The following is a 24069-nucleotide window of genomic DNA, read 5'->3' as shown; positions in this document are numbered from 1 at the left end:
GGGAGGAATCAAAGATGTATAAAACGGGGAGCGTGTCATTCGATATTAATGCCGGACGGTCAAACGGCCGAACCACTAACATACAATTTATGACGCAAGATACGGGCAGCGCCAAGCTGTCCTTTTCTTTTGTGAAGGATGGCGTACCGTTGCCTTTGTCAGCATTGGATGCAAAAATCGTTCTGCTATATGCTGACGGATCATTTTATAAAAAGAGTCTTACGCTTATAGACAAAGTCAATGGTACAGCTGAATACATTTTGTCTGATGAGGAACTGAAGCATTACGGAACCGTTAAGGCCGAAATCAAACTATATTATACAAACGGACAATCCCTGGTAACTTCATTTTTCACCTTTTCTATCGCTAAAACGTTAGAAGATCAGAACATCGTTCCGACAGCTGACTACTACATTGACGACTTTGAAACGCTGAGAGACGGGGTAAACCAAACCATTGAAGAAATCAGTCAAACCGTTGAGGAATTACGGGAGAAATTTGCCGATCTCGAAGCTGTTGAAACGAAAAAGGGCTCGCAAGAAAAGGCTGACGCTGTTCAGGTGAATCTTGATAAGCATTCAAAGGATAAAAGTAACCCACATGGAGTAACAAAAGCGCAGATAGGGCTATCTGCCGTAACAAATGACGTGCAAGCAAGGAAAGAGGATTTTGACAAACACACCTCTGACACTTCAAATCCGCACAAGGTTACTGCGGCACAAGTTGGACTTGATAAAGTCGATAATATCAAACAGGCTGATTACTATGCTTTTCGACAACACGATAACAACGGAGAAAGACATACATCAAAAATTGAAAAGGATAAATGGAATGCAGGACAGCTCTTTAAATTAACGGAAGATAATGGGCTGGCGAAGTATCTAAGCGGTGCTGATTTCAATACGGTAACGGATACAGGCTTATACTATATGAGCAGTGTCACGACAGCATTAAATGCGCCCGTGAATAATAACGGGTATCTATTCGTCCACAACTACGGAACGTATGCATATCAGGAATATACGTCCTATAGCAGCAGCGATTCAACGTCGTCAGGCCGCCGAAAGTTTATGCGTAATAAAATCTCAGGCTCGGATTCTTGGACGTCATGGCGTGAGTTTGAGTCAGTGGAAGGCGCGCAGTCAAAAGTCGATATTCATGCCGATAAAACGGACATTCACGTAACAAAAACTGAAAAAGACAAATGGAATGGCGGCCAGATGACGAAGTTGACAAAGGATGACGGAAAACGAACACAATTAGTAAATGAGACAGACGTTCTAGCGTTAAGTTCAGGTTATTATTATGCGAATGGCACATCAGTTAAAAACAATCCTGTTGTAAATGATAGTTCTTGGTTCAACTATGATGTTATCGAAGGCGATTCCGGGAGAAAGTCCATCATAGCTTGGCGTAGCCATGATAACACTTTGTGGCATACCACGGTTCATACTGACGGCGTTTTTAAAGGGTGGAAACGGATTATTACAAATAATGATTTTGAAAATCCTGTGTGGCAAAATATTACGCTGAAAAACGGTGCTACCGTGGGGACACGCACGCCAATATATGCAAAATCGGGTTCTTTGTTGTTATTACGAGGTCACGTAAGGGTAGATGCAGAAATTATTTTTGGGTCAATACCAGTTGAGTACACGCCGATAGGAGGGGCTGTCGTTTCGGTTGCTCTAAGCGGAACAGGGGGAACGGCAAATTTGATTGTATACGATGATGGTGACTTAAAGATTAAATATCCAACGCCACTTGATTCAAATAGATTAGATGGTTTTTATATAGATGTATCTGTGCCGCTACAAACAGGAGGAACTGCAACATGATTCAAGCATACAAGTATGGAGAAGATTTTATTTTTATCGGACCTTCTATTATTAGCGAAGTAGATGAGCAAGGAAATTATATTATTCCTGAAAATTGCACGCTAATTCAACCACCTTCATTTTTTAAGGCGAAATTCGATCCTAGCAAACAGGTATGGATAGAATCGGCTACACGAGAAGAAAAGAATTCTATATTAGAGCACGCAAAAAATGTTCAGGGGCCAACGGCTGTTGATATTTTAAAACAGCAGAATGCTGTCATTATGGAGCAGTTGGCAGAAACTCAAAGCGCAGCCGAGGAACAGTCAAGAATATTGGCTGACTTGCTTCTTATGTTGGCAGAGGGAGGAAAAGCATAATGGATTGGTTTACAAATATCAAGACCATTTATGGTTGGGGCCGGAATTATTATACAAACGCGAATGTCGCCCGTTTTGTTGAATTGAACAGAATTACTGAAGAGCAATATAAACAAATCACTGGTTTAACTTATCCCGCTATAGAACAGCCAATCAGTGTGGATGTGGGCGGGACAGGGAGCTGATAAACACCCTAGAGGTGTTTTTATTTTGCCTCGAAGGAGGTGATTAACAATGGAGGGAATACAAGTGATGTTGAACTTTGAAAGCTTACAGATCGCAAGAACATATCTATTCGGGGAGGTGAAATACCTTGATTTACTTTTGATCCTAAGCATCTTGGATGTTATCACAGGCATTATAAAAGCATGGAAAATGAAGCAGCTCCGGAGCCGCAGTGCATGGTTTGGATATGTGCGGAAGATGCTCAGTTTTATGGTGGTCATCGTCGCCAACATTATTGACACGATAACAAATTTGAACGGCGTCCTGACCTTTGGAACCGTTCTTTTTTACATCGCAAACGAAGGACTGTCCATTACGGAGAATTTGGCGCAGATCGGCGTTAAAATCCCGGCCGTCATCACTGACCGGCTACACGTAATTGAAAGCGACAACGATCAGACAAAAGAAAAAGACGATCAGGCGGCTGGTTAATCCGGCTGCTTTTTTGTATTCAAAAACAGAATAGGAGAGATTTTTATGTCAGCATACAGAAACCAATATATTGATATTAACAAATGGACGCGGCCGGGAATCAAAAACAACGGCGTGAAGAAACTGGTGGTGCATTACACGGCAAACCCCGGCGCGCCTGCTGCCAATCATTATAGATACTTTGGTCAAACGCTCCCCGTACAGAACAGAAATCTGTCTGAGAAAAAACAGACGTTTGCATCGGCACATATCTTTGTCGATCGTACAGAGGCTATTTGCATCATTCCGTTGAATGAGGTGGCCTATCATGCGAATGACGTTCAGCAATTCGTCAACGGGCAGCCATACCGTGGTGTCGCGGCGCTGAAGCCGAATGCGAATTTCTTGTCTGCAGGCGTGGAGCTTTGCATCGAAAAGGACGGAACTTTCCATCCTGATACCATTGCCCGCGCAGAACAAGTTTGTGCCGAGCTGTGCAAAATGTATAAACTTGATCCAATCAATGACATTGTGCGACATTACGACATTACACATAAAATCTGCCCGGCGCCATGGGTAAGCAACTCGCAGGGGTTTGCCGATTTTAAAACCCGTGTTAAAAAGCGAATGGGTGGTGTGGTTGTAACGGTGCCTGTATCAAATCCAGATGTTACCCATACAGACACAGGAAGATTTATCAAAAACACGGTGGTTTCAAGCGATGGCCTTGTTTTACGTACACAACGGAGCGCCTCTTCTTCCATGGTGCTTAACCTGCCGAATGGCACGGTTGTAAAATATCAGCTTGGATCAACTGTCAACGGATGGGGATATGTTGAATACACCAATTCAAAAGGCCAGACATTCCACGGATATGTGAATGTCTCCTATATCAAAAGCGATAATGAGCTGAAAAGCGGCGGCAAGAAGAAAGTAACAGCCTCAAAGCCTAAAACCACTCAAAAATCAAAATTCAGCCTGCCTGCGGGTATTTTTAAAGTCACAAACCCGTTAACCCGAGGGGAATCTGTAAAACAGATCCAGACTGCGTTAGCGACTCTTCATTATTATCCGGATAAAAACGCAAAAAATTTTGGTATTGATGGTGCGTATGGACCGAAGACGGCGAATGCAGTGAAACGTTTCCAGTCAATGTATGGGCTTCGTCAAGACGGCATTTACGGACCAGATACAAAGGCGAAACTTAAAGCCTTATTGAAATGAAAAAAAGCTCCTGAATGAAAGGAGCTTTTTCACATTATAATTTTGTATGCATAAAATGGTTTATGATATGATATTTTAAAACTGAGGTGAAAAAAATGTTCAAATTTGGTCGTAACATAATAAAACAAGCAGTTGATCAGATTAATCATTTAAATGACCAGTTCGATAAAACACAAAAAAATAATAGGGTACGTATGGAAGCTCGAAGTAATAATTTAGACAACAAATTTGAAGAGTTCGATAAAATAAGAAAAAAAAGAAGAGATTTATTTAATAATTATTCAAAATAAATGGCGATTGGACTAACAATGTTATCGCCTTCGTTAATAAGTTGCATTGATCCTAATGCAACATCAAGGAATAAATTTGGCATTTTATAGAATTCATCTGGTTTTAATTCTTCAAGATTAAAACCATTAAACACCCTTTGTTTCTTTGAAGTGAAGCGTCCAAGTAATTTAACTTTCCTATTGTTTTCTGATCTTAACGAAAGGGAAGTTGTAGATTCCCGTAAACTGGAATTTTTAATTACCCCTGCATTATTCCCTACTTTAATAAATGAATGATCATCGAATATATCAGATAAATAATCACTAAATGCGTGTAGTTGTTTTAATATCAACAGTGTTGGTTTAACGGAATCATGTATAGTTACAATTGTTTCAGCTATACCCATTAACTCACGATCTTTAGCATTGGGGTTAGTTTTATTTGTGAGTTTCTTTGCATCTTTATATGTCATTGGAGAATCAGCGATTTCTGCTAATAATAGATTTTCTGTTTTTTCGGGATTGCAAAACCTCTTAATTAGTGAAAAATCATTTAATCTCAATTCAGATTCAATTATAAAAAAGTCGCCCTCTTTTAAATCAGAATCTGTTTCTTTCAGTAAGCCCTCCTCAGTCAACTTATCCATTAATAATGATAAAGAATAATCGTGAAAAGATTTATTAAGAATGTCTTTTTCTCCTTCTAAAAAAGACCGCCCTTCATGAAAGCCTTCTTGTGCATCAGCACCTAATTTTCCATTCACATTTAATGAAACGATGCCTAGTCTAGCGCCGAGTTCGGCATTTTTACGATTTGAATAATTAGAACCATCACTTTCAGTTTTTTGAGAATCACTATGATGTGAAATGTCTGTAGTAAGCCCTTGATCAAGTTGTGCTAAATTTGAGTTCATTAGCTCAGTATCTAAGTATAGTATTTCTTTCATTATAATCCCCCTTTTGATGAGGATAATTATACCATGGAATTTTATAGAATGGTAAAAATTATTTTTCTCTTGTGAATTAATTGAAATAAAAAGTATTATTCTCTTTTTATATGACTATTTCATTAAAATTTCATTTATAGTAATATAATCTAGTGAAAAAATATGAAAAGGGGATAAAATATGTCTCTCGTTAGTCCTGTTTTTTTGTTTAATTCCTTAAATGCAAAAAGAGGCGGTATGACCAAAGCAACAATACATAGAGCGAATACACTCGTTTCAGAGTATAAAGAAACTCAATTTCTAACCATTCTTTTTCAAAAGAATCATAAAAGTATCATTCAAAATCTTTATAATGCCAATGAACTCGATGAAAGAGTGAAGGTTTATAATTTATTCAATGATCTAGATCCTTCTAAGAACAGTAAAGAAGATCATCGTATAAAAGGGAATCCGAATAAAGAAGAAGAAGGCTTCATCGTTTTTAAAGCAAACAATGCTTTTCGTTACTTCAAAGATGGTCTGTATGTAAAGTACAAAAAGTTCGATAACAACGGACGGCTTGCATATATTGATTACATGAATGAAGCTAGACACAGGCTTCGCAGAGAAGAATATAACGAGGATGGTTATTTAGTACGTGAACGCCAAATGGATTTGTTCAGCAACAAACCAAAGTTAGATCGTTATTTCGGAAAGGATGGGAAATGTTATCTCACAACATGGTTAAAGCCTAAAGATGAAGAGATATTCCGCTGCAATCTTTTCTATCCCGAGCCTTTAGAATTTAAGAACCTAGAAGACCTGGCGGCATATTGGATAGCTAATCGAACAAAAGAGATTGAATCACCAATCATCATGTCTGACAACCCTAAAAATTTCAGTTTATTATTGGATAAAAGATTATCTGATGTTAGAAAAGTTGTTGTGTTGCACACTAATCATTACGATTTAAATGAGAAGGGTGATTTTGAATTAAGTCAACAATATAATGCTTTATTCAAGAACCCTGATAAATTTGATCAGATTGTGTTTTTGACTGAGGAACAAAAAAATGACTTTTCAAACGAGTTTGGAGAGCGGTTGAATTATCGCGTTATTCCACATGGAATAAGTAAACCCGACACTGAGAAGGATAATTCTAAGGTTCATCCGCACCTAGCGGTAACTTTGTCCCGCTATCATAAAGAAAAGGGTCTAGAGGAAGCTATAAAGGCATTCAAAAAAGTAGTTGATGTTATTCCAGATGCGAAATACGAAATTTATGGTGTGGGTGAGCATGAAACATACTTTCAAGAACTAATTGAAAAATTAAACTTAACGAAAAATATTGAATTAAAAGGGTTTACAGACAACAAAATTGAGGTTTATCAAAAAGCAGCTTGTTCAATACTCACTTCAAAATCTGAAGGATTTGGACTAACCATTCTTGAAAGCTTAGCCGCAGGTACACCGGTAACGTCATATGATATTAAATACGGCCCTAAAGATATGATACAGAACGAGAAAAATGGTTATCTTGTTAAAACCCAAAATGAATTGGCAGACAGGGTAATAAAAATCATGTCTGAAGAAAAAACAAGAAAGCGTTTGTCTAAGAGCACGAAGTCTATATTTAAAGGGTTTGGCCAAAAAGTTTATCAGAAAGCATGGTTTGCCTTGTTAAACGAATAAAAAGAAGCCTCTTTCATTTTGAAAGGGGCTTCTTAATAATTCAACTTTATTCTTATGTAGATGACCATTATAACTGATTACATTACGATTCCTCACCAAGTTAAATTAATATCAAAATCCTTTACATTTGTAGTTACATCTTTATCCGGCCAAAAATCCCATTTTATTCTGACTGATTTGATTTCATTGGGATCCTTCAATTTTTTTATTGGATAAAGCACATACCCTTCTTTTTTTGCTCCAGACATAATTTCTCCACCAATATCTTCACTGAGTGATAAACTGGCATCTATCTGTTCTTTAGTATTGGTAAGGAGGGTACCTTGGTTCGGGAAAGTTGAGATATCTTTTTTGCTTCCATTGTCAATGACAAAGTGAACAGCTATAGTTCCCTCAGCACCGGATTCCATTTCGTCTTTAACGATTCCAATACGATCGATTTTAAACGTTGTATCATTTTGCTTTTCTGACCAATTTAATTCATGAACTACAGTAGAATCATCATCTGACACAGATACTTCCTTGTCTTTAGAAGAAATTTCATTTTTTTCTTCATCTAAAGATGTAATGTTCGTATTATCACCTAATTCTGTTCCTGTGTCTCTATTTCTAGAACTTGTATCTGAAAACTGTCCTCCCAAATAGAAAAAGAATATAGATGCCACAAAACAAAGTGGGGCTGTTAACTTACCAAGTTTTCTTGTTCGTTTGATGAAAAATAAAACCAAGCCTGCTATAAACCCAATAAACAAAAAAACCCCTATAAAACTTAGAAATATACCCATAATATCCCCCTAAATTTAGACGATGATTCCATTTTAATGGAATGAAGGATGTTTATCCATAGTTTTATTTTGCGAAGATATGAATAAAAAATTTTTAATAATGGAGATTAATTCACGTAAACCTATTGACTGTCGTAAATAGGTTTGGTATAATAAAAGTATCGAAAGGAGGTGCTAAAGTGGACGAGATCAGAAACATAGTTCTTATCATCGCTGGAATCGTAACCATTGTCAAAAATATTTATGATATTTGGCAGAAGGAAAGCGAGAAGCGAGAGAAGAACAGAAAAAAGCGCTCCCGCCGGACAAGCAAGAAGCGCTAAAACATAGTAAGACAAGGGGAGTAATCCCCTTGCTCCTACATTATATCACGTCCACGATGATATGAAAAAATATTTAAAGCACTACAATACATTAGATATGACGACGTTGTTTATTATATTAGTGGGTATTGTTGCAATTGATTTTGAAACAGCTGGAACATTGGGGAAGATTGCAGTTGTCATCTTATATATGGCTGCGATCGTCACCATACTAAAAGGTTTTATTCTGATTTGGAGAGAGAACAGACATGACAGAAAATGAAAAGATACAGTTCATTCAAAAAGAAGTACTGACTGCAGCGGAAACCGGAGAATTGCTCGGTGTCACGAGACAGCGTTTAAGCGCTCTTGTGAGTTCTGGGAAATTGAATCCGGTTAAGAAAGTAGGAACAGTGAGTTTATTTCTTCTGAGCCATGTTGAGGCACAAAAAAAAGAACTGGAAGCTGGTCGGAAGAAGTATCGGCCGTATGATGATTAATGATTTATATTTCAAAAAAAATAACACAAAAATAACAAAAATCACATTCAAGGATGAAAATGCGTGAATTTGTTTCTGCTTAGAAAGTGCTCAAAAGCTTGAAGTTAAAGGGAAATAACACGTTATGAAAGTGTACGGTAAGTGAACAACTTATTTATAATATGATTCCTAAAACGAAAAAAATCCTTGATGTAACAAGGGTTCAAGAGGGTTAGTTATCCGTTTTCTTTAAAATAACATCTTATTTTATCCAGATCGAGGATGCTTCCGATTGTGAGGCATCCTCTTTTTTTATCAGTTTCATTGTTTGAAAAGAAACAAAATTGAGTGATGCGGCATCCGCCTTATTTCGCCGAAAAACCGTCCCGGACTATATGTACGTGAACGAGTATCTTGTGCACAAATTCTTACAAAAGAGAGTAAAAGAAGGGAAAGCCCCTTCTTTTAATTAATCCATCCTTCAAAAGTTGCGCGATAGACTTTCTTAAGGTAATATGTAACACCATTCTTAACAGTTGTATTTGGAATATCCCATCTATGAAGGTAATCCATTGTAAAAGAATCTTTGGTCGCTTGTGTCGAAATTTTTGTTTGAGTTGAGTCGATATTTGTATTACCAGGGCTAGATGCAAAAGCAGGGGCAGCGGAAACGAGTAAAGCGAGAGACAAGGCAGAACCAGTTAAAACTTTTTTCAATTTCATTTTAAACACTCCTTTGTTTTTTGATACACTTGTATTATTAAATGCAATCCAAAAATAACCAAGGGTTTTTTTGTTAATGTTTTGTGAGCGTGAATTTAGTTAGGGGCAATCCTTTCATTCACTGTTGGGGCTTATGTCAGGATATTGATAAGTATATAGAGAAAAAGAGTTGAATATTGCTGGCCTCTGGTGAACTTTAGATATTTCAATACTTTTCCAACGGGGAAGATGTGATAGTAATTTAATCAATTGTACAAAAGTAAAAACTTTATTTAAAATGTTATAAATACGAAATTTAATATAGGAGGTTATCTGATGGCAGAAAAGAAAAAAGCTTTAATCATTGTGGATGTACAAAAAGCCTTTGATGATAAAAAGTGGGGAGAACGAAATAACGTAAAGGCGGAAGAAAATATCAGCAAAATACTGAAATTATGGAGAGAAAAAGGATGGACAGTCATATACATACAACATACTTCTGATAAACCTGGTTCTTTATTTTATCCAAAAAATGAGGGGGTTGCTATAAAGGAAATCGTTAAACCTATGGATAAAGAAGTCATTATAACCAAGAAAGTAAACAGCAGCTTTATTGGGACTAATCTAGAAGAGCTTTTAAAAGCAAATGATATAACAACTGTCGTAATCACTGGCTTGACTACGCCGCACTGTGTTTCAACAACCACAAGGATGAGCGGTAATTTAGGATTTGATACATACCTGATTTCAGATGCAACAGCAGCCTTCGGAATGAGAGACCAAAATGATACATATTATGATGCAGAGACTATTCACACTATATCTCTGGCAACATTGCATGATGAATTTGCCACAATATTAACGACTGATCAATTAATCAATGATTTTATAAAAACAAACTGACTAACATTATGGCTAAGGGCGGCGGTGGATATAGGCGGCTGAAAAGCATATTCAGGCGCATACAAGGACCTCGTCGGAAATACGGGGGTTGCCGACTCTTTTCATCGTCGCAATATCGACTGAAAAGGCATCTGCTTCAGATGCTTTTTTTGTTTCTTGTCAACCGGTTTCGGTAAAAAATGATGGCGCGGTTAACGGTCTGATTCGGCATCGGTTTTGAATAACAAAAGGCTTTACTAATCAGCGAATTATTCAAGATTTTTTGGCTTTTGCTGGGTCTCTTTGTTAAGACATTTTGGATCGATCACATTTTTAAGATCTTTGATGGTTAAAGGCTTACAGTCCTCTTTTAATTCGTAGCCTAATTGTCCATTAGTTTCTAAAGTGGCATATATATCGGATCAATTATTAAGGTCAGTGAAACTAGAAAAAGGGGACAGAGCCCCCTTCATATTCGTAACAGCGCTCATCATTCCCATACCAGATTCCGTTCCATGATAAAACAATTATTGACACCGTCAAAATAGATATTTGGAACTTCTTTTCTGGAAAACAAACATGGAACAAAATGATCTGCTGCACAAGTTCTTAACCCTTAGTTTCTTTAATACAGAACATGTCAATAGTTTTTAATTTTGACACTTCTTTAATATAGAATTGAGAAAAATAATGTCTGGTTGAAAAAAGTAACATGTTAGCAATCATTTATTCTCTTATCGGCACGGTAACATACGGATTATTTTTAGTTGTTACTTAGAACAATCATTCCGCCGTCATGAAAAATCAGCTTTTGTAGACGGCTGTCCAAGTGCCATCAGCACCATGGAAGGTGATGTTGTCTAAATAATAGGTGATTCCATTCCGGTAAATTGAAGTAGGGTAATCAGGGCCATAACCATTAAGTATGAACGTCGCCAAAGCAGATACTTCCTTCGTTTTGCTTTCTGCAGAAGGTGTATCAGCAGGACCTGCGGCAAAAGCAGGGGCGGCAGAACAGAGTAAAGCGAGTGATAGGGCTGATCCGGCTAAAGCTTTTTTCATTTTCATTGTAAACACTCCTTTTCTTTTTTAATACAATTGTATTATTACATATTATGTTAAATAAGTACATGCTTATCTTTGTTAATTTTTTGTGAACAAACAGATAATCTATTTAAACGCAGAGATGTAATAAGTATGATGATGAAGCAATTATCATCTATAAAAATAAGATCAGGAAGTGGCTGATTTTCTCGAAAATCATCTGCTTTTGCGAAATGAGGAGTTGCATGACATTTACGGAACGGGCGGTAGCCATTATCAAACAGATTCCTGAAGGAAAAGTGATGACGTATGGTCAAATTGCCGATCTTGCGGGAAGTCCGCGGGGAGCGAGGCAGGTTGTGAGGATTCTTCACTCCATGAGTAAAAAGCATCGTCTTCCTTGGCACAGGGTCATCAATGCAAAGGGCGAAATCGGATTGAGAGACGAAGAGATGTTTTCTGTACAGAAGCTGTCTCTTGAAGCTGAGGGGGTAGCGGTCACGTCAGACGGACGGATCGATCTCAATTTATACGTCCATGATCCGAATATGTAAAAAAACCTGCCGTATATCGGCAGGTTTTTCAGTTATATGCTGCGAGCCGGCCAGAAAGGTTTTGCCGGATATAAGGCCATTCCTCCCGAAGGATGGAGTAGTAGGCGGTATCTCTGAGGCCGCCGTCGACAGCCGGAATGTGTGCGCGGCGGATTCCTTCAAATTGGGCTCCGATCCGCAAAATCGCAGTCCGTGAGCGCTGGTTGCGAACGTCGGTTTTCAGCGTCACTCTGACAGTTTGCCACACGTCAAACGCATGAGTCAGCATCAGAAGTTTACATTCCGTATTGACACCGGTCCGCTGCACGGCAGAGGCATACCATGTGCTGCCGATCTCACACACTTCCGGAGCTGCGTCTGTCGGCCGCGTAAACACTTCCGCCTCCATAAACCGCGTGCTTCCGACGATTCGGTCTGTTTCAAGACTCCGTACTGCAAATGGCAATGCAAGTCCTTTTTCATAATCGGAAAGCGCGCGCTCAATATAACGCTTTGTTTCTTCGATTCCGTCAGGAACATGGGTGTAAGCGTAAGTCGTCCTATTTTCTGAAGCAGCTTCACAAAGTGCCTGAGTGTGATCAATCGTCATCGGCTCTAACTGAACGAGTGACCCTTTAAGAAGGACGGGCTTCAGCATTCTTATCACAACCTTTTTTTATGAATGGATCAAGTATAGTCGAACGGTTTATCATTCAAAAGAGCCAATTTCCTATTAAAATGGCATGTCAGTGAAATCCTCGATTCACACTTATGCATACATTCAGGAAAAAGCGGAAACCTTTATGTGAAGAGGTGATGGGCATGGCATATGTGTTATCGGTCGGAACCAGCATTCCGGAATATCATGTCTCGCAAGAAACGGCGGCAGATTTTGCGAGAGGGATGTTTGCCGATTCATTTAAGGATATTGACCGGCTGTTAAAAGCCTTTCAAAACGGCGAAATTGAATCAAGGCAGTTTGTCCGGCCGATTGAATGGTATAAAACGGCACGGGGTTTTTCAGAAAAAAACCGGCTGTATACGGAAGAAACCGTAAAGCATAGCGCGCATGCGGCACTTGATTGTTTAACAAACCCGGATTGTTTAACAAATCCCTTTCCATATGAAAAAGTGGATGCGATCTTTTTTATTTCCAGCACCGGGCTTTCGACACCCAGCATTGAAGCGAAAGTGATGAATCAGCTTCCGTTTTCTGCGAAAACAAAACGGATACCGATCTGGGGCTTAGGATGCGCGGGCGGAGCGGCCGGCCTGTCCAGGGCGTACGAATACTGCCGCGCGTATCCTGAAGCATACGTGCTTGTCATCGCGGCTGAACTCTGCAGTTTAACGTTTCAGCCGAACGACAAGTCAAAAAGCAACTTAATCGGAACTTCCCTGTTTGCGGACGGAATTGCCGCAGTACTAATCGGAGGAGAAAAGGCGAACCGAAACGACGTCAAACAGCCGCTTCTTCCGCGGATATTCGCCACTCAATCGGTGATGATGCCGGATGCGGAAGATGTGATGGGCTGGGAATTCACCGACAGCGGTTTTCAAGTCATTTTTTCAAGAGACATTCCCACCCTGGTTTCACAGTGGCTGAAGGACAATGTTGATGAATTTTTATTTGAATATGGCGTCAGTCCTCACGACATTAAAACCTTTCTTGCCCATCCCGGCGGGAAAAAGGTCATTGACGCCTATTTAACGAGTCTTTCAATGGGCACCGGGCAGCTTGCGGCATCTCGGAAGGTGCTGCAAAAACACGGGAACATGTCTTCCGCAACTATTTTTCATGTGATAAAAGAACAGTTGCTCCACGGACGGCAGAAAGAAAACGAAAAAGGACTGATCGGCGCTCTCGGGCCGGGATTTTCGTCTGAGCTTTTGCTGTTCAGCTGGGAAAAGGGGGCTTCTTAATGTTTTGGCTGTTTATCATGCTGCTTGCGGCCCAGCGGATTGCGGAGATGATTGTGGCCCGGCGCAATGAGCAAAAGGTGAAAAAGCAAGGCGCAGTCGAATACGGAGAAGGACATTATCCCTTTCTCGTCCTGATGCACGTGCTCTTTTTTGTCTCTCTTACAGCTGAGGTGGCGGCGTTTCAAAAAACGCCTTCTCCAAGGTGGGCCGCCATTATATGTATTATTTTATTTGTACAGGGGATCAGGTATTGGGCGCTATTATCATTAGGGCGGTATTGGAATACGAAAATCCTTGTCGTGCCTGATGCGGAGCTTGTCAGAAAGGGGCCGTACAAGTGGATGAAGCACCCGAACTACGCGGTCGTCATCTTAGAATTTATTTTTCTGCCGCTGGTATACGGAGCGTATTGGACACTGTTTCTCTTTTCGATTCTCAATGCCTGCATGCTCACTGTGAGGATTCGTGCCGAAGAGAAAGCGCTAGAAGAAAACACCGCAAAATAGAGATTGAAAATCATTCTCACTCATGATAAGATGTAAATATGAAAATGATTCTCATTCAAGGTGGTGCCGAAAATGACAATGTTATTTTTATTTGCAGCCGTTTGTACATACAGTGTTTTAATTGGTTTCGTATTGAAAAAAGTTTCGAATAAATCGATGTCTTCTTAAACATCTGCGGTTTTTCCTGCCGCGGGTGTTTTTTCTTTATCAGCTGCCGATATCGGCGGCTTTTTTGCGTTTCCTGAAGAAAAGTGAGCCATTCTTGTGTAAAATGGGGGAGAGGTTTTTTTCAGAGCTTTCTAAAAATGAAAAACGTCATTTGATGCGACAGACACAAAGGGGTAAAGACACATGACAGAAGAAGAACGCCATAACAGGGAGATTTTCAGCAGAACGGGTGCCTTATACGCACAATTTTTGGATCATCAGGATAAAAAACGGGCCGATCAGCTCGCGGCCATTATGAAAAAAGCGGCTGATGAAGAGGTTTATATCGCGTTTACCGGGCATTATTCGGCCGGAAAGTCCTCTTTATTAAACACATTGCTCGGTGAAGACATACTGCCGACAAGCCCGATTCCTACAAGCGCCAACCTCGTTGTCATCCGGCACGGTGAAGATAAAGTCGTGCTTCATACGACGGACGGGGCTTATGCAGAAATTAAAGGAAGTTACGATAAAGAACAAGTGCAGCAATTCTGTAAAGATGGTGAGCAAATTGAGACGGTGGAAGTCTATGCCGGCTTTAAGGAGTCAGAGCCTTATGCGGCCTACATCGACACACCGGGAATTGATTCGACGGACGAAGCGCATTTTTTATCTGCGGCTTCGGTTCTCCATCAGGCTGACGCTTTATTTTACGTCGTTCATTATAATCACGTTCATTCAGAAGAAAATATGCTGTTTCTCAGCTCCATCAAAGACCGTATTCCGAATTTGTTTCTGATCGTCAACCAAATTGACAGACATGATGAAACTGAAACGAAGTTTGAAGAGTACCGCAGGCAGGTGGAAGATATGCTTGAAGGCGCGGGAATACCGAAAGAATCGCTTTTCTTTACGTCTGTCACTGAGCCTGACCATCCTTTAAACGGCTTGGAACAGCTGAAAAAACATCTGCAGAAGCTGAAACAGCAGGCAAAAACAAATTTATGGTCCTTAACGGAGAGAAAAGTTGCACACTTAGTCAAAGAGCATACAGAGATGCTCGTAAAAGATGATAAAAACGGCAGCGGAGAGCAGTTTGACAAACAAGAAGCACTTGTCCGTTCTGTTGAAGATGAGCTTAAAAAAGCCGTTCAACAGGCTGAAACAGCAGAGAAAGACATCAGAAAAGACGTGCAGAACATATTGCAAAACGCTAATCTGACACCCTTTGAGATGAGGGAGCTTGCATCTGCTTATATTGAATCACAGCAGCCCTCATTTAAAACCGGATTATTCTTTTCAAAAGCGAAAACGGCTTCGGAAAAAGAAAGAAGGCGTGCTGAATTTTTTGCCGATATTAAAAAAAGAACGGAAGGGGAAGCGGATTGGCATATTATCGACACATTTACGAAAGCGGCCAAGCGGTATGAAGCGGATTCGGACGAACTGATCAAGAAAATCCAGGCGTACCGCACACCGCTTTCTGACGATATCACCGCTCAGGCCCTTAAGCAGGGAGCGGCTTTTTCATCTGAATACGTATTAACTTATACGAAAGACCTCGCTGAAATGATCAGAAGGGAAGCCAAAAGACAGACAGCGGAACTCATTGAAGAGCTGACCGCTTATGTTCAGACAAAAAACGGACCGCTCATTGAGAACTTGAAAAACCGGCTCGAAAAAGAAAAGAAAATAAGGGATGAGCTCGCGCAATCGGCAAAAGAAGAACGCAATGCCTTGGAAAAAGCAGCCCGAGTCCGCGCTTTGTGGGAAGAAGAATTGACCTGTGATACGGGAAGCGGCGACTGGTATACGCGAAAAAAACGCCTTGCAAAAGCGCCCGTCCAAAAGAAACCAAAAGAGGCTGTACAGCATAAAGTAAGCAAGTCCGAAAAAAATGCGATGAAGGAACTTCCTATAAAAGAGCAGACTGATCGGTTCTATGAGCTTGCCGGGATTCTTGAATCCTCGAGCATATTAGGAAAACAGGCAGAAGCCTTTCGAAGCAGGATTGAGCGGCTTGAAAACCGCCAGTTTACCTTGGCGTTATTCGGCGGATTCAGTTCCGGTAAATCATCATTTGCAAATGCGCTTGTCGGTGAATACGTGCTTCCGTCATCACCGACGCCCACAACGGCTACGATCAACAAAATAACGAAACCGCAAGACGGCAAACCGCATAAATCTGCGGAGATCGTTTTTAAAACGGAGGAGGAGCTGGACGCTGAAATGCTTCAGCTGACTGAGCTGAAAGATGCTGAAGTAAAAGGGCGTTCACTGAAAGAGAGATGGAATTATGCCATTAAAAAGGGAAAAGTTCCGGATGAACTTATCCCGGTGATTCAAACGATGCTGCAGGCGTTTGATACGTACGAAGAACAGATCCGTCAAAGGCTGACACTGACGGTGCCGGTTGAAGATTTAAAACCGTACGCAGCCGAAGAAAAAACGGCCTGCTGCGTAAAAGAAGTCACCGTGTATTATGATTCGCCTCTCACGCAAAAAGGCATCACCATTGTTGATACGCCGGGAGCAAGCAGTATAAACAAGCGCCATACGGAACTTGCCTTTCAATATATAAAAGATGCTGACGCGTTCTTTTATATGACGTACTATCAGCATTCTTTTTCAAAAGGAGACAGGTCTTTTCTGAAGAAACTCGGCCTCGTCAAAGAATCATTCGGCATGGATAAAATGTTTTTTGTCATTAACGCCGCCGATCTGGCCAAAACCGAAAGCGAGCTGGAAACCGTCAAAGACTATGTCCGCTCAGAACTCTCAAAAGAGGGAATTAACCGGCCGAAATTATATCATGTCTCAAGTAAAGAAGAGCTTGCGGGTAAAAAAGCAGCTTTTTATAACAGATTCTCTGATGTAAGAACCGGGCTTGAGCACTTTATTGAGGAAGATGTAATGAGGGCCAGCTGCGCCCAGCTGAAAACAGAGGCGGACAAATTGTGCGTTATGGTGGAACAGCTTCACGAATCTCTTCACCAGTCGGCAGAAGAAAAAGAGAAAAAGAAACAGCGTATGGAGTCTTCCTATGAAAAAGCTCTCGCTGACATTTCAAAGCGCCGTACGTCTGAGGTCATCATTCGAAAAGTGATGAAAGATACGGAAGAACAGCTCTATCACATTAAACATCGCCTGACGTTTTATGCGAATGATATGTTGAAAACCGCCTTCCATCCGGGCCTTCAAAACGGTGATTGGAAACAAAATATATCAGCGGCGCTGAATGAAGCGCTCAAGGAATTCCGTTTTGAATATATTCAAGAGCTGAAAACGCTCGATATCCGGATGACCGGTTTTATTGAGCGCCATATGGCTGAGGAATGGATGGAAAACTGTCAGAAGAAGCTTATGGAAGACGGAGATTTCTCCATTTATGTCAGCGGTGAAAACGAATTTGCCGTTCAGCTGAAAGAGGTCGCTCCGGTCATTGACGTCTCGGCATTCTCACATCACGTAAAGGAAGTTAAATCACCGAAGCAGTTTTTTGGACAGAACGGAAAAGCAGCGTTTGTAGAAGGGCTCAGGCTCAGCCTGCAAAAAGTGACAGAAAAGTGGCTTGAACAGGAGAAAGAAAGCCTTTCAGAGCGATATACTGAGCAGGTGCGCCGTCTGCAAGAAGACATGGCGGATAAAAGCCTGTCCCAGATCCGCGAGCAGCGGGACACTTATTTACAAGGTCTTGCGGAAAATACGAGTGCAAGGGAAATTGAACACCTTTACGAAGCCGAAAAAGCATGGAAAAAGAAAGATGAAATGCTGAAAATTTAAAAATCCGGTTGGCGGGCAGATAACAGTCGTGGTAGACTAAAATGAAAAAAAGCGAGATGAAACCTTTTATGTCAGAAGTCCATAAAGCAATTTCAGCACATTCCGCAAAACAGCATCAGCATGTCAAAACATTTGTACAGCTTGATTATGAGCGTGAACAGGCCATTGAAGAAGCCATTGTAAAATGCAGACAGAATAAACCGTTCACGACAGATGCCATCAATGGCATCACCGCAAAAATGAACCAGCTGGCGAAAAAGGGCATCGTGCCGCAAAGACGATTCGTAAGTGAAGAGATGGTGAAAGAATTCGTCAGCAGACAGTAATGGATGAACCTGCCGCGTGTGTCATCAGCGCTTGCTGTACATACTATCCGTATCTTCTCTAAAGGGGGATATGACCATGGGCAGAACAAAACTGGGAAACAGAAATGCTCAGCAGAATAACAATGCCAAAAAGAAAAACGGCTTCGGACAGAAATTTGATTCTTATGCCGGCCGTGAAGCTGAAAAGCTGATGGCAAGCAATAAAAGACACGGTGAGTAAACGTGACGGCAGCATCTTCCAAATGGGGGGATGCTGTTTTTTTACCGCCTTCTTTGGTAAAATAGGAACATTGAATAAAAAGGAGTATCGATATATGAATAATAAATTACTGCTCGTTGACGGTATGGCGCTTTTGTTCCGCTCATTTTTCGCGACGGCCGTTCATCGCAATTTTATGATAAATGAAAACGGAATTCCCACAAACGGAGTCAACGGTTTTTTAAAGCATCTTATTACAGCGGTTGATACGTTTCAGCCCACACATGTCGTCTGCTGCTGGGATATGGGAAGCAAAACGTACCGTAATGATTTGTTTCAAGATTATAAAGCCAACAGAAGCGAACCGCCGCTAGAGCTGATTCCGCAATTTGATCTAGCGAAAGAAGCAGCGCGAGAGCTCGGTTTTTTAAACATCGGCATAAAAGGCTATGAGGCGGATGACTGTATTGGTACGCTTTCTGCTCTATTTTCCGGGGAAGCGGAAATTACGATTGTAACGGGTGATAAAGATCTGCTTCAATTGCTGAATCATCAAGTTCAAGTAGCACTGCTGCAAAAGGGTATCGGCAATTATAAGGTATATACAGATGAGATATTCAGAGAAGAAACGGGAGTTCCGCCAAAAGCGCTGATTGACATTAAGGCGCTGATGGGAGACACGAGCGATAACTATCCCGGCGTTAAAGGGATCGGGGAAAAAACGGCGTACAAGCTGATCCGTGAATATCAAAACATAGACCGCTTATTTGAAAGCCTTGCTCTCTTGCCGAAGGGCCAGCAAACGAAAATTCAGCAAAGCTTGAAAGAATTGGAGCTGTCAAGGCAGCTTGCTGAAATACATTGCGAGGTGCCGTTAGTCTGTACGCTTGAAGAAGCGCTTTTTTCATTGAAGATGGAAGAGGCGGCATTCATGCTCAGACGTCATCAGATAAAAGGAATTGAAAGGATGCTCGAAAAGCTGAACGCCAGAGAGATCAGCTGATCCCTCTAGCGTTTTGTATTGCTTTTTTTTGCGTTGTTTTCAAGGGCTGATTTCGGGTCTTTATGCGCATTTCCTTCCATATTTCCCTGAGGATTCACGCCCCCGGTCAGCCTGCCTTTATTTTCTTTTCTCATAGCTGTTCACCTCATTTGTAGGATGAACAGAGAGACGCAATTTCATTCCGGTTATTTATTCAGCCGAATCGCTTTTTTTGCGAGCTGATCGGCTGTTTGGTTTTGTCTGCCGGGAATCCACTTAATGAAAAACAATGGAAACCCGGCCTTTAAGCGGGTGATTTCGTCAACAAACGGCTGGAAAGCCTTGTTTTTAACCGCTTCAAGATCTGCGGCCCGCTCCACGATATCCGAATCCGTCCGGAATGACACGGACTCAAATCCGCGGGCGGCACACAGCTTCATTCCTTCAATTAAAGCGAGAAATTCAGCTTCCTGATTTGAATGGTCGCCGATCGGAATTGAGAAAGATTCTGTTTTCCCGTCATGTTTAATAAAAATACCGATACCGGACGGGCCCGGGTTTCCGGCGCTTGCACCGTCTACATAAATTTCAGCGGGCATCATCCGTCACTCTCCATTCGGTGTCATTCGTTTTGCCGCATACGCATAAGGGACAGAAATGAGTGATACCGCAAATTTAATCAGGTAAGTTGAAATGAAGATGCTGAACCATACGCCCGCGGAATAAACGCCGATAAAGGCCACGGCAGTGAAGATAAATGTATCCAGCAGCTGGCTGAGCGCCGTGCTTCCGCTGTTTCTGAGCCAGAGAAGCCTGTCTGAAGGAAAGATTCTCCGAATGGCTGAATATACATAAACATCTATCGTTTGGCTGAAAATAAAAGCCAAGAGGCTTCCGAGCGCAACACGCGGCAGAAAACCGAAAATCGTCTCAAGGGCAGGCTGTGCGATATCTGACGCAGCCGGTTTATATAAAAGAGCCCCCTGCATGGCGCATGTCAAAGCGAGCAGAGTGGAAAACCCGAGCCAGACGGCTTTGCGCGCTTCCCTGGGACCGTATTTTTCATTCAGCACATCCGTTGCGAAGAAAACGGTGCCGTACATGATATTTCCCAGTGTCGCCGTAAGCCCGAACATCTCGACTGTTTTGACAACCTGCAAGTTGGCGCACACCGTGGCGAAACCGATCCATACGAATAGGCCCGTTTTGCCAAATCCTTTATAAAACAGAAGAACAATGATAAAATGAATGACCGCAAATAAGATCCATAACACATCGTTAAACAAAACCTGCTGACTTCCTTTCAATTTGAGAATGGTTTGATTATAGCACACGCCCGTCAACTAATGAATGGTAAGGTGATTTCAATGAATCTTAAGCCGTATATCGAAATAGAAGCAAAAGGAACAGGCCCTGTCGCGTTTTTTTCCGAAGATTGGCTGACCGTTCCGAAAGCGCGCATGCTTGCAAGAGAAGTCAGCCGCTTTCCTTATATAAAAGACATTTATTTTGAGGATGAAAAAGGCGCGAGCTGGACGCTTAAAGAATTAGAAAAGCTTACTGAAGAGCTTGCGCACGAACCTGACGACATTACAGTGTATTTCGACGGCGGCTTTGACAAAACAAGCGGACGCGCCGGACTCGGAATTGTCGTGTATTATTCTCTCGGCGGCAAGCGGCACCGCATACGGAAAAACAAAAGCTTAACGCTTCAGACGAACAATGAGGCGGAATATGCCGCTTTGTACGAAGCCCTTAAGGAAGTGCAGGAACTTGGCGCAAGCAGAAATTCAATCACGATAAGAGGGGATTCCCTCGTCGTTTTGCATCAGCTTGACGGCAGCTGGCCGTGTTATGATGAAACGCAAAACGAATGGCTGGATAAAATTGAAGCGCTGCTCGAATCCTTAAAGCTGACACCGACATATGAAGCCGTAAACCGAAAGGAAAATCAAGAAGCGGATGACCTTGCCAGAAAAATTCTCTCGGACCGGCAGATTGAAAGCCGCATAACATTAGAAGGTAACGGAGATGACTGATATTGGATAAAAAAAGCATTTATAAAGAATTGACTGAGCTTCAGGATGAATATTGCAAAGACTGTTTCGTAAAAAAGCATTTTCGCAAAGAGTTTGGAAAAACGCACGCTCATTCTTTCTGCATCAACCAATGTACGGTGGGGGAGAAGCTGAAAGCCTACGGCAAGGTGCTGACAAATCAATAAAAAATAAAACCGCAGTAGTCTCTGCGGTTTTATTTTTCGAATTCATCGAGCTGATGCTGGCAATCGTCGAGAAGCATTCGCTGCTTTTGCAGAAAATCCTGGTCGAGAGCTTGCAGTTCACTGGATTGTGACATCGTTCTGGCATCCTGAATCGCCTGGTAAGCAGATTCCACCAAAGTTGAATTTTGGCCCCGGGTAGCCGCTCCCGTTGTTTTCTGGGCCGTTTCTACCGCTAATTCAAGCTGGCGTTTATCCGTCAGTCCGTTTGGAAAAAATTCAGAGTCCATTAAAAAACACCTCCGCAAATAGTTTGGAGATTTTTTTTAGAAATATGTACGGAAAATAGAAAAAATATATAAAATGAGCCGATATAACTATTGAACCTGATTAATTAGGGCTTAATTACTATTATTCAGGGTATCTTGGGAGAGAAGGGAAAAACCAGCCGTGAATGATAATGATTTAAAAACAATCCTTCAGCAGACATTTAAAGAAATATACGGTGATTTGGGAAGTTTAGCGGAAATGGCGAAAAAAGGAATGCCGTCAATGGAGAAACAAATTGAAGAAATCGAGCAGCGCTGCAAGCAGAATCTTGTCGCAATTGAGATTCAGACGGCAATCAAATAGGAGAGGCATACGCCTCTCCTCTATTTGTGTCATCTGATCAACATGTATTGAGTTTAGAGTTTTACAACATTAGAAGCTTGAGGTCCACGATTACCTTCGACAATTTCAAAAGAAACTTCTTGTCCTTCTTCTAATGATTTGTATCCGTCTCCTTCGATAGCAGTGAAGTGAACAAATACGTCGTCTCCGCCTTCAACTTCGATGAAGCCGAATCCTTTTTCGTTATTGAACCATTTTACTTTACCGTTTTGCATATTGCTTAATTCCTCCTAGTACTGTAGCACCTTCGTGCTAAAAAAAATTTTGTCATCATTCAACCGTACGTATGTTTACGTTGTTAAATGATGGTTCAACTATACACCATATGGGAGCGGGCGTCAAGCGGCCGCTCTCTATTTTTCATCTTTATTTTTCCAGTGCCAAAGCTTATCCGGAAAAAAACAAAAAGCACACGAATCGTCCGTGTGCTTTTCTCTTACGATAATGCCATATCCGCCTTTTCGGCCATCAGTTCAGATTCTTTTATAATGTCCTGCAAAATGACTTCAGAGGAGTTAGGGAGGTGAAGGCTTTTAATATTGTCCTTCATCCGGTTCAGCTTCTCCTCATCCGCGAGAAGGGAGGTGACAGACTCTAAAATTTCTTCGTGGCGGTTGACCACGACAGCCGCACCGCGATCTTCAAAGAAAATGGCATTTTCTTTTTCCTGTCCGGGAACCGGTTTGTACAAAATAACGGGTACTCCGATCGCCGTCGCTTCCGTCAGTGTGATGCCGCCCGGTTTCGTGATCATACAGTCCGTAATACGGAACAGCTCGTCAATTCTTTCTACATAGCCCAGGACTTTCAGCCGGTCGGCATTGTCACCTTCCAAGCTGCTGAGGGATTCTTTCAGCGAGCTGTTTTTGCCGCATACCACCACAACCTGCACCTGATCGTCATGAACGAGATTTTCGCACAGTTCTTTTACGTTTTTCAGCACACCATGCGCTCCCGCCATAATAAGAAGAACTTTTTTGTCGGGAGAGAGATTGTATTTTTTATAAATCGGCTCTTTCGGCATCGATTCCTCGAATTGAGGCCTGATGGGAATGCCCGTGATCTTTACGTTGTTCGGGTGAGTGCCGATTTCAATCAGTTTTTCCTTCACGTAATCTGTGGCGACATAATATTTATCAACATTTTCATGAACCCAGATTTTGTGAAGGCAGAAATCGGTCATAACGTTGAACGTCGGGATCACTTTTCCGGTTCTCCGTCTGTATTCCGGTACGACAATCATCGGAAATGTATTGATAATAATGTCCGGCTTATGCTCTTCGACGAGCTGGCCTAAACGTTTATTTCCCATTTTAAAATAAATATTGAATTTGCGTTTATTATAGATTTTGTCAACTCCGTAATAAAACAAACGATAAAACTGTTTCCCGATTGAGAAGCTTTTTAAATAAAGGTATTGAGTAACCTCTGAAACAATCGGATTTGACTCTTGATACAAATTGGAAACCGTCACATCTAAGCCGAGACGCAGACACTGTTCGTAGAGCGTTTTGGCCACTTGAACATGCCCGTTTCCGTAATTTGCAGTCAAAATTAATACTTTTTTATTGGTATTCAAGTAAATTCACCTCAATGTAATCAACAACAAGCAAGCTTCATGCATCGTAAGGAGTTATTG

32 protein-coding genes and 2 pseudogenes are annotated in these 24069 nt (G+C 41.3%); 21 read left to right on the top strand and 13 right to left on the bottom strand.

Going from position 1 to position 24069, the window contains the following annotated elements; translation table 11 throughout:
• Window positions 1-14 precede the first annotated feature (14 nt).
• The 6 genes from SB847_RS06000 (at window position 15) to SB847_RS05975 (ending at window position 4347) form a co-directional block, all read left to right on the top strand.
• Entirely contained in the window at window positions 15-1838 is a 1824-nt protein-coding gene (locus tag SB847_RS06000) for a BppU family phage baseplate upper protein (RefSeq protein ID WP_335433443.1), read from the top strand.
• Window positions 1835-2197, top strand: coding sequence for a hypothetical protein (locus SB847_RS05995; RefSeq protein ID WP_156240393.1), 363 nt, complete (start codon window positions 1835-1837; stop codon window positions 2195-2197). The genes SB847_RS06000 and SB847_RS05995 overlap by 4 nt, the downstream gene beginning before the upstream one ends.
• Complete coding sequence (locus tag SB847_RS05990) at window positions 2197-2382, top strand: XkdX family protein (RefSeq protein WP_156240392.1); 186 nt, start codon at window positions 2197-2199, stop codon at window positions 2380-2382. Before SB847_RS05995 ends, SB847_RS05990 begins: the two co-directional genes overlap by 1 nt.
• Window positions 2383-2431: 49 nt before the next feature.
• Entirely contained in the window at window positions 2432-2854 is a 423-nt protein-coding gene (locus SB847_RS05985) for a phage holin family protein (protein WP_040221739.1), read from the top strand.
• 45 nt (window positions 2855-2899) lie between these two features.
• On the top strand, window positions 2900-4057 hold the full coding sequence (locus SB847_RS05980; protein WP_335433441.1) for a peptidoglycan-binding protein: 1158 nt from the start codon (window positions 2900-2902) through the stop codon (window positions 4055-4057).
• Between the two features lie 95 nt (window positions 4058-4152).
• On the top strand, window positions 4153-4347 hold the full coding sequence (locus SB847_RS05975; protein ID WP_335433440.1) for a hypothetical protein: 195 nt from the start codon (window positions 4153-4155) through the stop codon (window positions 4345-4347).
• Here SB847_RS05975 and SB847_RS05970 read toward each other — a convergent pair.
• Window positions 4335-5273 carry a DUF6414 family protein gene (locus SB847_RS05970; protein WP_101311979.1) on the bottom strand — a complete coding sequence of 313 codons (939 nt, stop codon included), beginning with the start codon at window positions 5271-5273 and terminating at the stop codon, window positions 4335-4337. The genes SB847_RS05975 and SB847_RS05970 overlap by 13 nt on opposite strands.
• A gap of 180 nt (window positions 5274-5453) precedes the next feature.
• On the opposite strand from SB847_RS05970, the gene SB847_RS05965 reads away from it, so the two are divergent.
• Complete coding sequence (locus tag SB847_RS05965) at window positions 5454-6944, top strand: glycosyltransferase (RefSeq protein WP_335433438.1); 1491 nt, start codon at window positions 5454-5456, stop codon at window positions 6942-6944.
• Window positions 6945-7036: 92 nt separating this feature from the next.
• Here SB847_RS05965 and SB847_RS05960 read toward each other — a convergent pair whose 3' ends face one another.
• On the bottom strand, window positions 7037-7729 hold the full coding sequence (locus tag SB847_RS05960; protein WP_014418178.1) for a hypothetical protein: 693 nt from the start codon (window positions 7727-7729) through the stop codon (window positions 7037-7039).
• A 179-nt stretch (window positions 7730-7908) separates the two neighbouring features.
• Between SB847_RS05960 and SB847_RS05955 the strand changes: the two genes are divergently transcribed.
• Both SB847_RS05955 and SB847_RS05950 read left to right on the top strand, forming a co-directional pair.
• The gene (locus tag SB847_RS05955) at window positions 7909-8052 is read left to right on the top strand and encodes a hypothetical protein (protein ID WP_162918044.1); all 144 of its coding nucleotides are present in this window, start codon (window positions 7909-7911) and stop codon (window positions 8050-8052) included.
• Window positions 8053-8300: 248 nt separating this feature from the next.
• Window positions 8301-8531, top strand: a complete 231-nt coding sequence (locus SB847_RS05950; RefSeq protein ID WP_032863647.1) for a MerR family transcriptional regulator — start codon at window positions 8301-8303, stop codon at window positions 8529-8531.
• Window positions 8532-8975: 444 nt separating this feature from the next.
• Here the strand turns inward: SB847_RS05950 and SB847_RS05945 are convergent, their stop codons facing one another.
• A complete protein-coding gene (locus tag SB847_RS05945) occupies window positions 8976-9233 on the bottom strand; it encodes a hypothetical protein (RefSeq protein WP_410561702.1) in 258 nt (85 codons plus the stop codon).
• Between the two features lie 315 nt (window positions 9234-9548).
• Here SB847_RS05945 and SB847_RS05940 point away from each other — a divergent pair, with 315 nt between their 5' ends.
• The gene (locus SB847_RS05940; protein ID WP_265971485.1) at window positions 9549-10115 is read left to right on the top strand and encodes a cysteine hydrolase family protein; all 567 of its coding nucleotides are present in this window, start codon (window positions 9549-9551) and stop codon (window positions 10113-10115) included.
• A 248-nt stretch (window positions 10116-10363) separates the two neighbouring features.
• Here SB847_RS05940 and SB847_RS05935 read toward each other — a convergent pair.
• Both SB847_RS05935 and SB847_RS05930 read right to left on the bottom strand, forming a co-directional pair.
• A pseudogene (locus SB847_RS05935) lies at window positions 10364-10507 on the bottom strand (DUF421 domain-containing protein); the annotation flags it as partial.
• Between the two features lie 391 nt (window positions 10508-10898).
• Window positions 10899-11162 (bottom strand): hypothetical protein, encoded by a 264-nt coding sequence (locus SB847_RS05930; RefSeq protein ID WP_003153557.1) that lies wholly within the window; start codon window positions 11160-11162, stop codon window positions 10899-10901.
• A 221-nt stretch (window positions 11163-11383) separates the two neighbouring features.
• Here SB847_RS05930 and SB847_RS05925 point away from each other — a divergent pair, with 221 nt between their 5' ends.
• Entirely contained in the window at window positions 11384-11692 is a 309-nt protein-coding gene (locus tag SB847_RS05925) for an MGMT family protein (protein WP_007612133.1), read from the top strand.
• A 28-nt stretch (window positions 11693-11720) separates the two neighbouring features.
• Here SB847_RS05925 and SB847_RS05920 read toward each other — a convergent pair whose 3' ends face one another.
• Entirely contained in the window at window positions 11721-12329 is a 609-nt protein-coding gene (locus tag SB847_RS05920) for a GNAT family N-acetyltransferase (RefSeq protein WP_265971486.1), read from the bottom strand.
• Window positions 12330-12493: 164 nt separating this feature from the next.
• Between SB847_RS05920 and SB847_RS05915 the strand changes: the two genes are divergently transcribed.
• The 7 genes from SB847_RS05915 to SB847_RS05885 all read left to right on the top strand — a co-directional run bounded on the left by SB847_RS05915 (window position 12494) and on the right by SB847_RS05885 (window position 19558).
• Window positions 12494-13594 carry a type III polyketide synthase gene (locus tag SB847_RS05915; RefSeq protein ID WP_265971487.1) on the top strand — a complete coding sequence of 367 codons (1101 nt, stop codon included), beginning with the start codon at window positions 12494-12496 and terminating at the stop codon, window positions 13592-13594.
• On the top strand, window positions 13594-14100 hold the full coding sequence (locus SB847_RS05910; protein WP_265971488.1) for an isoprenylcysteine carboxyl methyltransferase family protein: 507 nt from the start codon (window positions 13594-13596) through the stop codon (window positions 14098-14100). The genes SB847_RS05915 and SB847_RS05910 overlap by 1 nt, the downstream gene beginning before the upstream one ends.
• Window positions 14101-14172: 72 nt before the next feature.
• Entirely contained in the window at window positions 14173-14268 is a 96-nt protein-coding gene (fbpC, locus tag SB847_RS05905; protein ID WP_025284905.1) for a Fur-regulated basic protein FbpC, read from the top strand.
• 183 nt (window positions 14269-14451) lie between these two features.
• Complete coding sequence (gene dynA, locus SB847_RS05900; protein WP_410561710.1) at window positions 14452-18030, top strand: dynamin GTPase; 3579 nt, start codon at window positions 14452-14454, stop codon at window positions 18028-18030.
• Between the two features lie 68 nt (window positions 18031-18098).
• Window positions 18099-18356 (top strand): YpbS family protein, encoded by a 258-nt coding sequence (locus SB847_RS05895; RefSeq protein ID WP_012117818.1) that lies wholly within the window; start codon window positions 18099-18101, stop codon window positions 18354-18356.
• Between the two features lie 76 nt (window positions 18357-18432).
• Complete coding sequence (locus SB847_RS05890) at window positions 18433-18576, top strand: hypothetical protein (RefSeq protein ID WP_003153570.1); 144 nt, start codon at window positions 18433-18435, stop codon at window positions 18574-18576.
• Window positions 18577-18670: 94 nt separating this feature from the next.
• Entirely contained in the window at window positions 18671-19558 is an 888-nt protein-coding gene (locus tag SB847_RS05885; RefSeq protein WP_410577452.1) for a 5'-3' exonuclease, read from the top strand.
• 5 nt (window positions 19559-19563) lie between these two features.
• Here SB847_RS05885 and sspL read toward each other — a convergent pair whose 3' ends face one another.
• Genes sspL through SB847_RS05870 form a run of 3 tightly spaced genes read right to left on the bottom strand, consistent with a single transcriptional unit; the run spans window position 19564 to window position 20823 of the window.
• The gene (gene sspL, locus SB847_RS05880; protein ID WP_003153575.1) at window positions 19564-19692 is read right to left on the bottom strand and encodes a small, acid-soluble spore protein L; all 129 of its coding nucleotides are present in this window, start codon (window positions 19690-19692) and stop codon (window positions 19564-19566) included.
• A gap of 51 nt (window positions 19693-19743) precedes the next feature.
• Entirely contained in the window at window positions 19744-20136 is a 393-nt protein-coding gene (locus SB847_RS05875) for a reverse transcriptase-like protein (protein WP_174737814.1), read from the bottom strand.
• A gap of 6 nt (window positions 20137-20142) precedes the next feature.
• A complete protein-coding gene (locus SB847_RS05870; RefSeq protein ID WP_410561718.1) occupies window positions 20143-20823 on the bottom strand; it encodes a queuosine precursor transporter in 681 nt (226 codons plus the stop codon).
• Window positions 20824-20904: 81 nt separating this feature from the next.
• Here SB847_RS05870 and SB847_RS05865 point away from each other — a divergent pair, with 81 nt between their 5' ends.
• The gene (locus SB847_RS05865) at window positions 20905-21576 is read left to right on the top strand and encodes a ribonuclease H family protein (RefSeq protein WP_014418166.1); all 672 of its coding nucleotides are present in this window, start codon (window positions 20905-20907) and stop codon (window positions 21574-21576) included.
• Window positions 21577-21578: 2 nt separating this feature from the next.
• Window positions 21579-21761 (top strand): zinc-finger domain-containing protein, encoded by a 183-nt coding sequence (locus SB847_RS05860; RefSeq protein ID WP_003153581.1) that lies wholly within the window; start codon window positions 21579-21581, stop codon window positions 21759-21761.
• A 29-nt stretch (window positions 21762-21790) separates the two neighbouring features.
• Here the strand turns inward: SB847_RS05860 and SB847_RS05855 are convergent, their stop codons facing one another.
• Window positions 21791-22048, bottom strand: a complete 258-nt coding sequence (locus SB847_RS05855) for a DUF2564 family protein (RefSeq protein ID WP_007409519.1) — start codon at window positions 22046-22048, stop codon at window positions 21791-21793.
• A 160-nt stretch (window positions 22049-22208) separates the two neighbouring features.
• On the opposite strand from SB847_RS05855, the gene SB847_RS05850 reads away from it, so the two are divergent.
• Complete coding sequence (locus tag SB847_RS05850) at window positions 22209-22391, top strand: hypothetical protein (RefSeq protein WP_003153585.1); 183 nt, start codon at window positions 22209-22211, stop codon at window positions 22389-22391.
• Window positions 22392-22444: 53 nt separating this feature from the next.
• On the opposite strand, the gene cspD is transcribed toward SB847_RS05850, so the two are convergent.
• The 3 genes and pseudogenes from cspD to SB847_RS05835 all read right to left on the bottom strand — a co-directional run bounded on the left by cspD (window position 22445) and on the right by SB847_RS05835 (window position 24009).
• A complete protein-coding gene (gene cspD / locus SB847_RS05845; RefSeq protein ID WP_003230776.1) occupies window positions 22445-22645 on the bottom strand; it encodes a cold-shock protein CspD in 201 nt (66 codons plus the stop codon).
• A gap of 15 nt (window positions 22646-22660) precedes the next feature.
• Window positions 22661-22772, bottom strand: a pseudogene (locus tag SB847_RS05840) (hypothetical protein); the annotation flags it as partial.
• Between the two features lie 94 nt (window positions 22773-22866).
• Complete coding sequence (locus SB847_RS05835) at window positions 22867-24009, bottom strand: diglucosyl diacylglycerol synthase (protein ID WP_032873307.1); 1143 nt, start codon at window positions 24007-24009, stop codon at window positions 22867-22869.
• Window positions 24010-24069 lie beyond the last annotated feature (60 nt).

The organism is Bacillus sp. SIMBA_026, from assembly GCF_046535335.1.
GTDB classification, from domain to species: Bacteria; Bacillota; Bacilli; order Bacillales; family Bacillaceae; genus Bacillus; species Bacillus velezensis.
The sequence above is the reverse complement of the archived record's forward strand: the minus strand, read 5'-3'. Positions and strand labels throughout refer to the sequence as shown.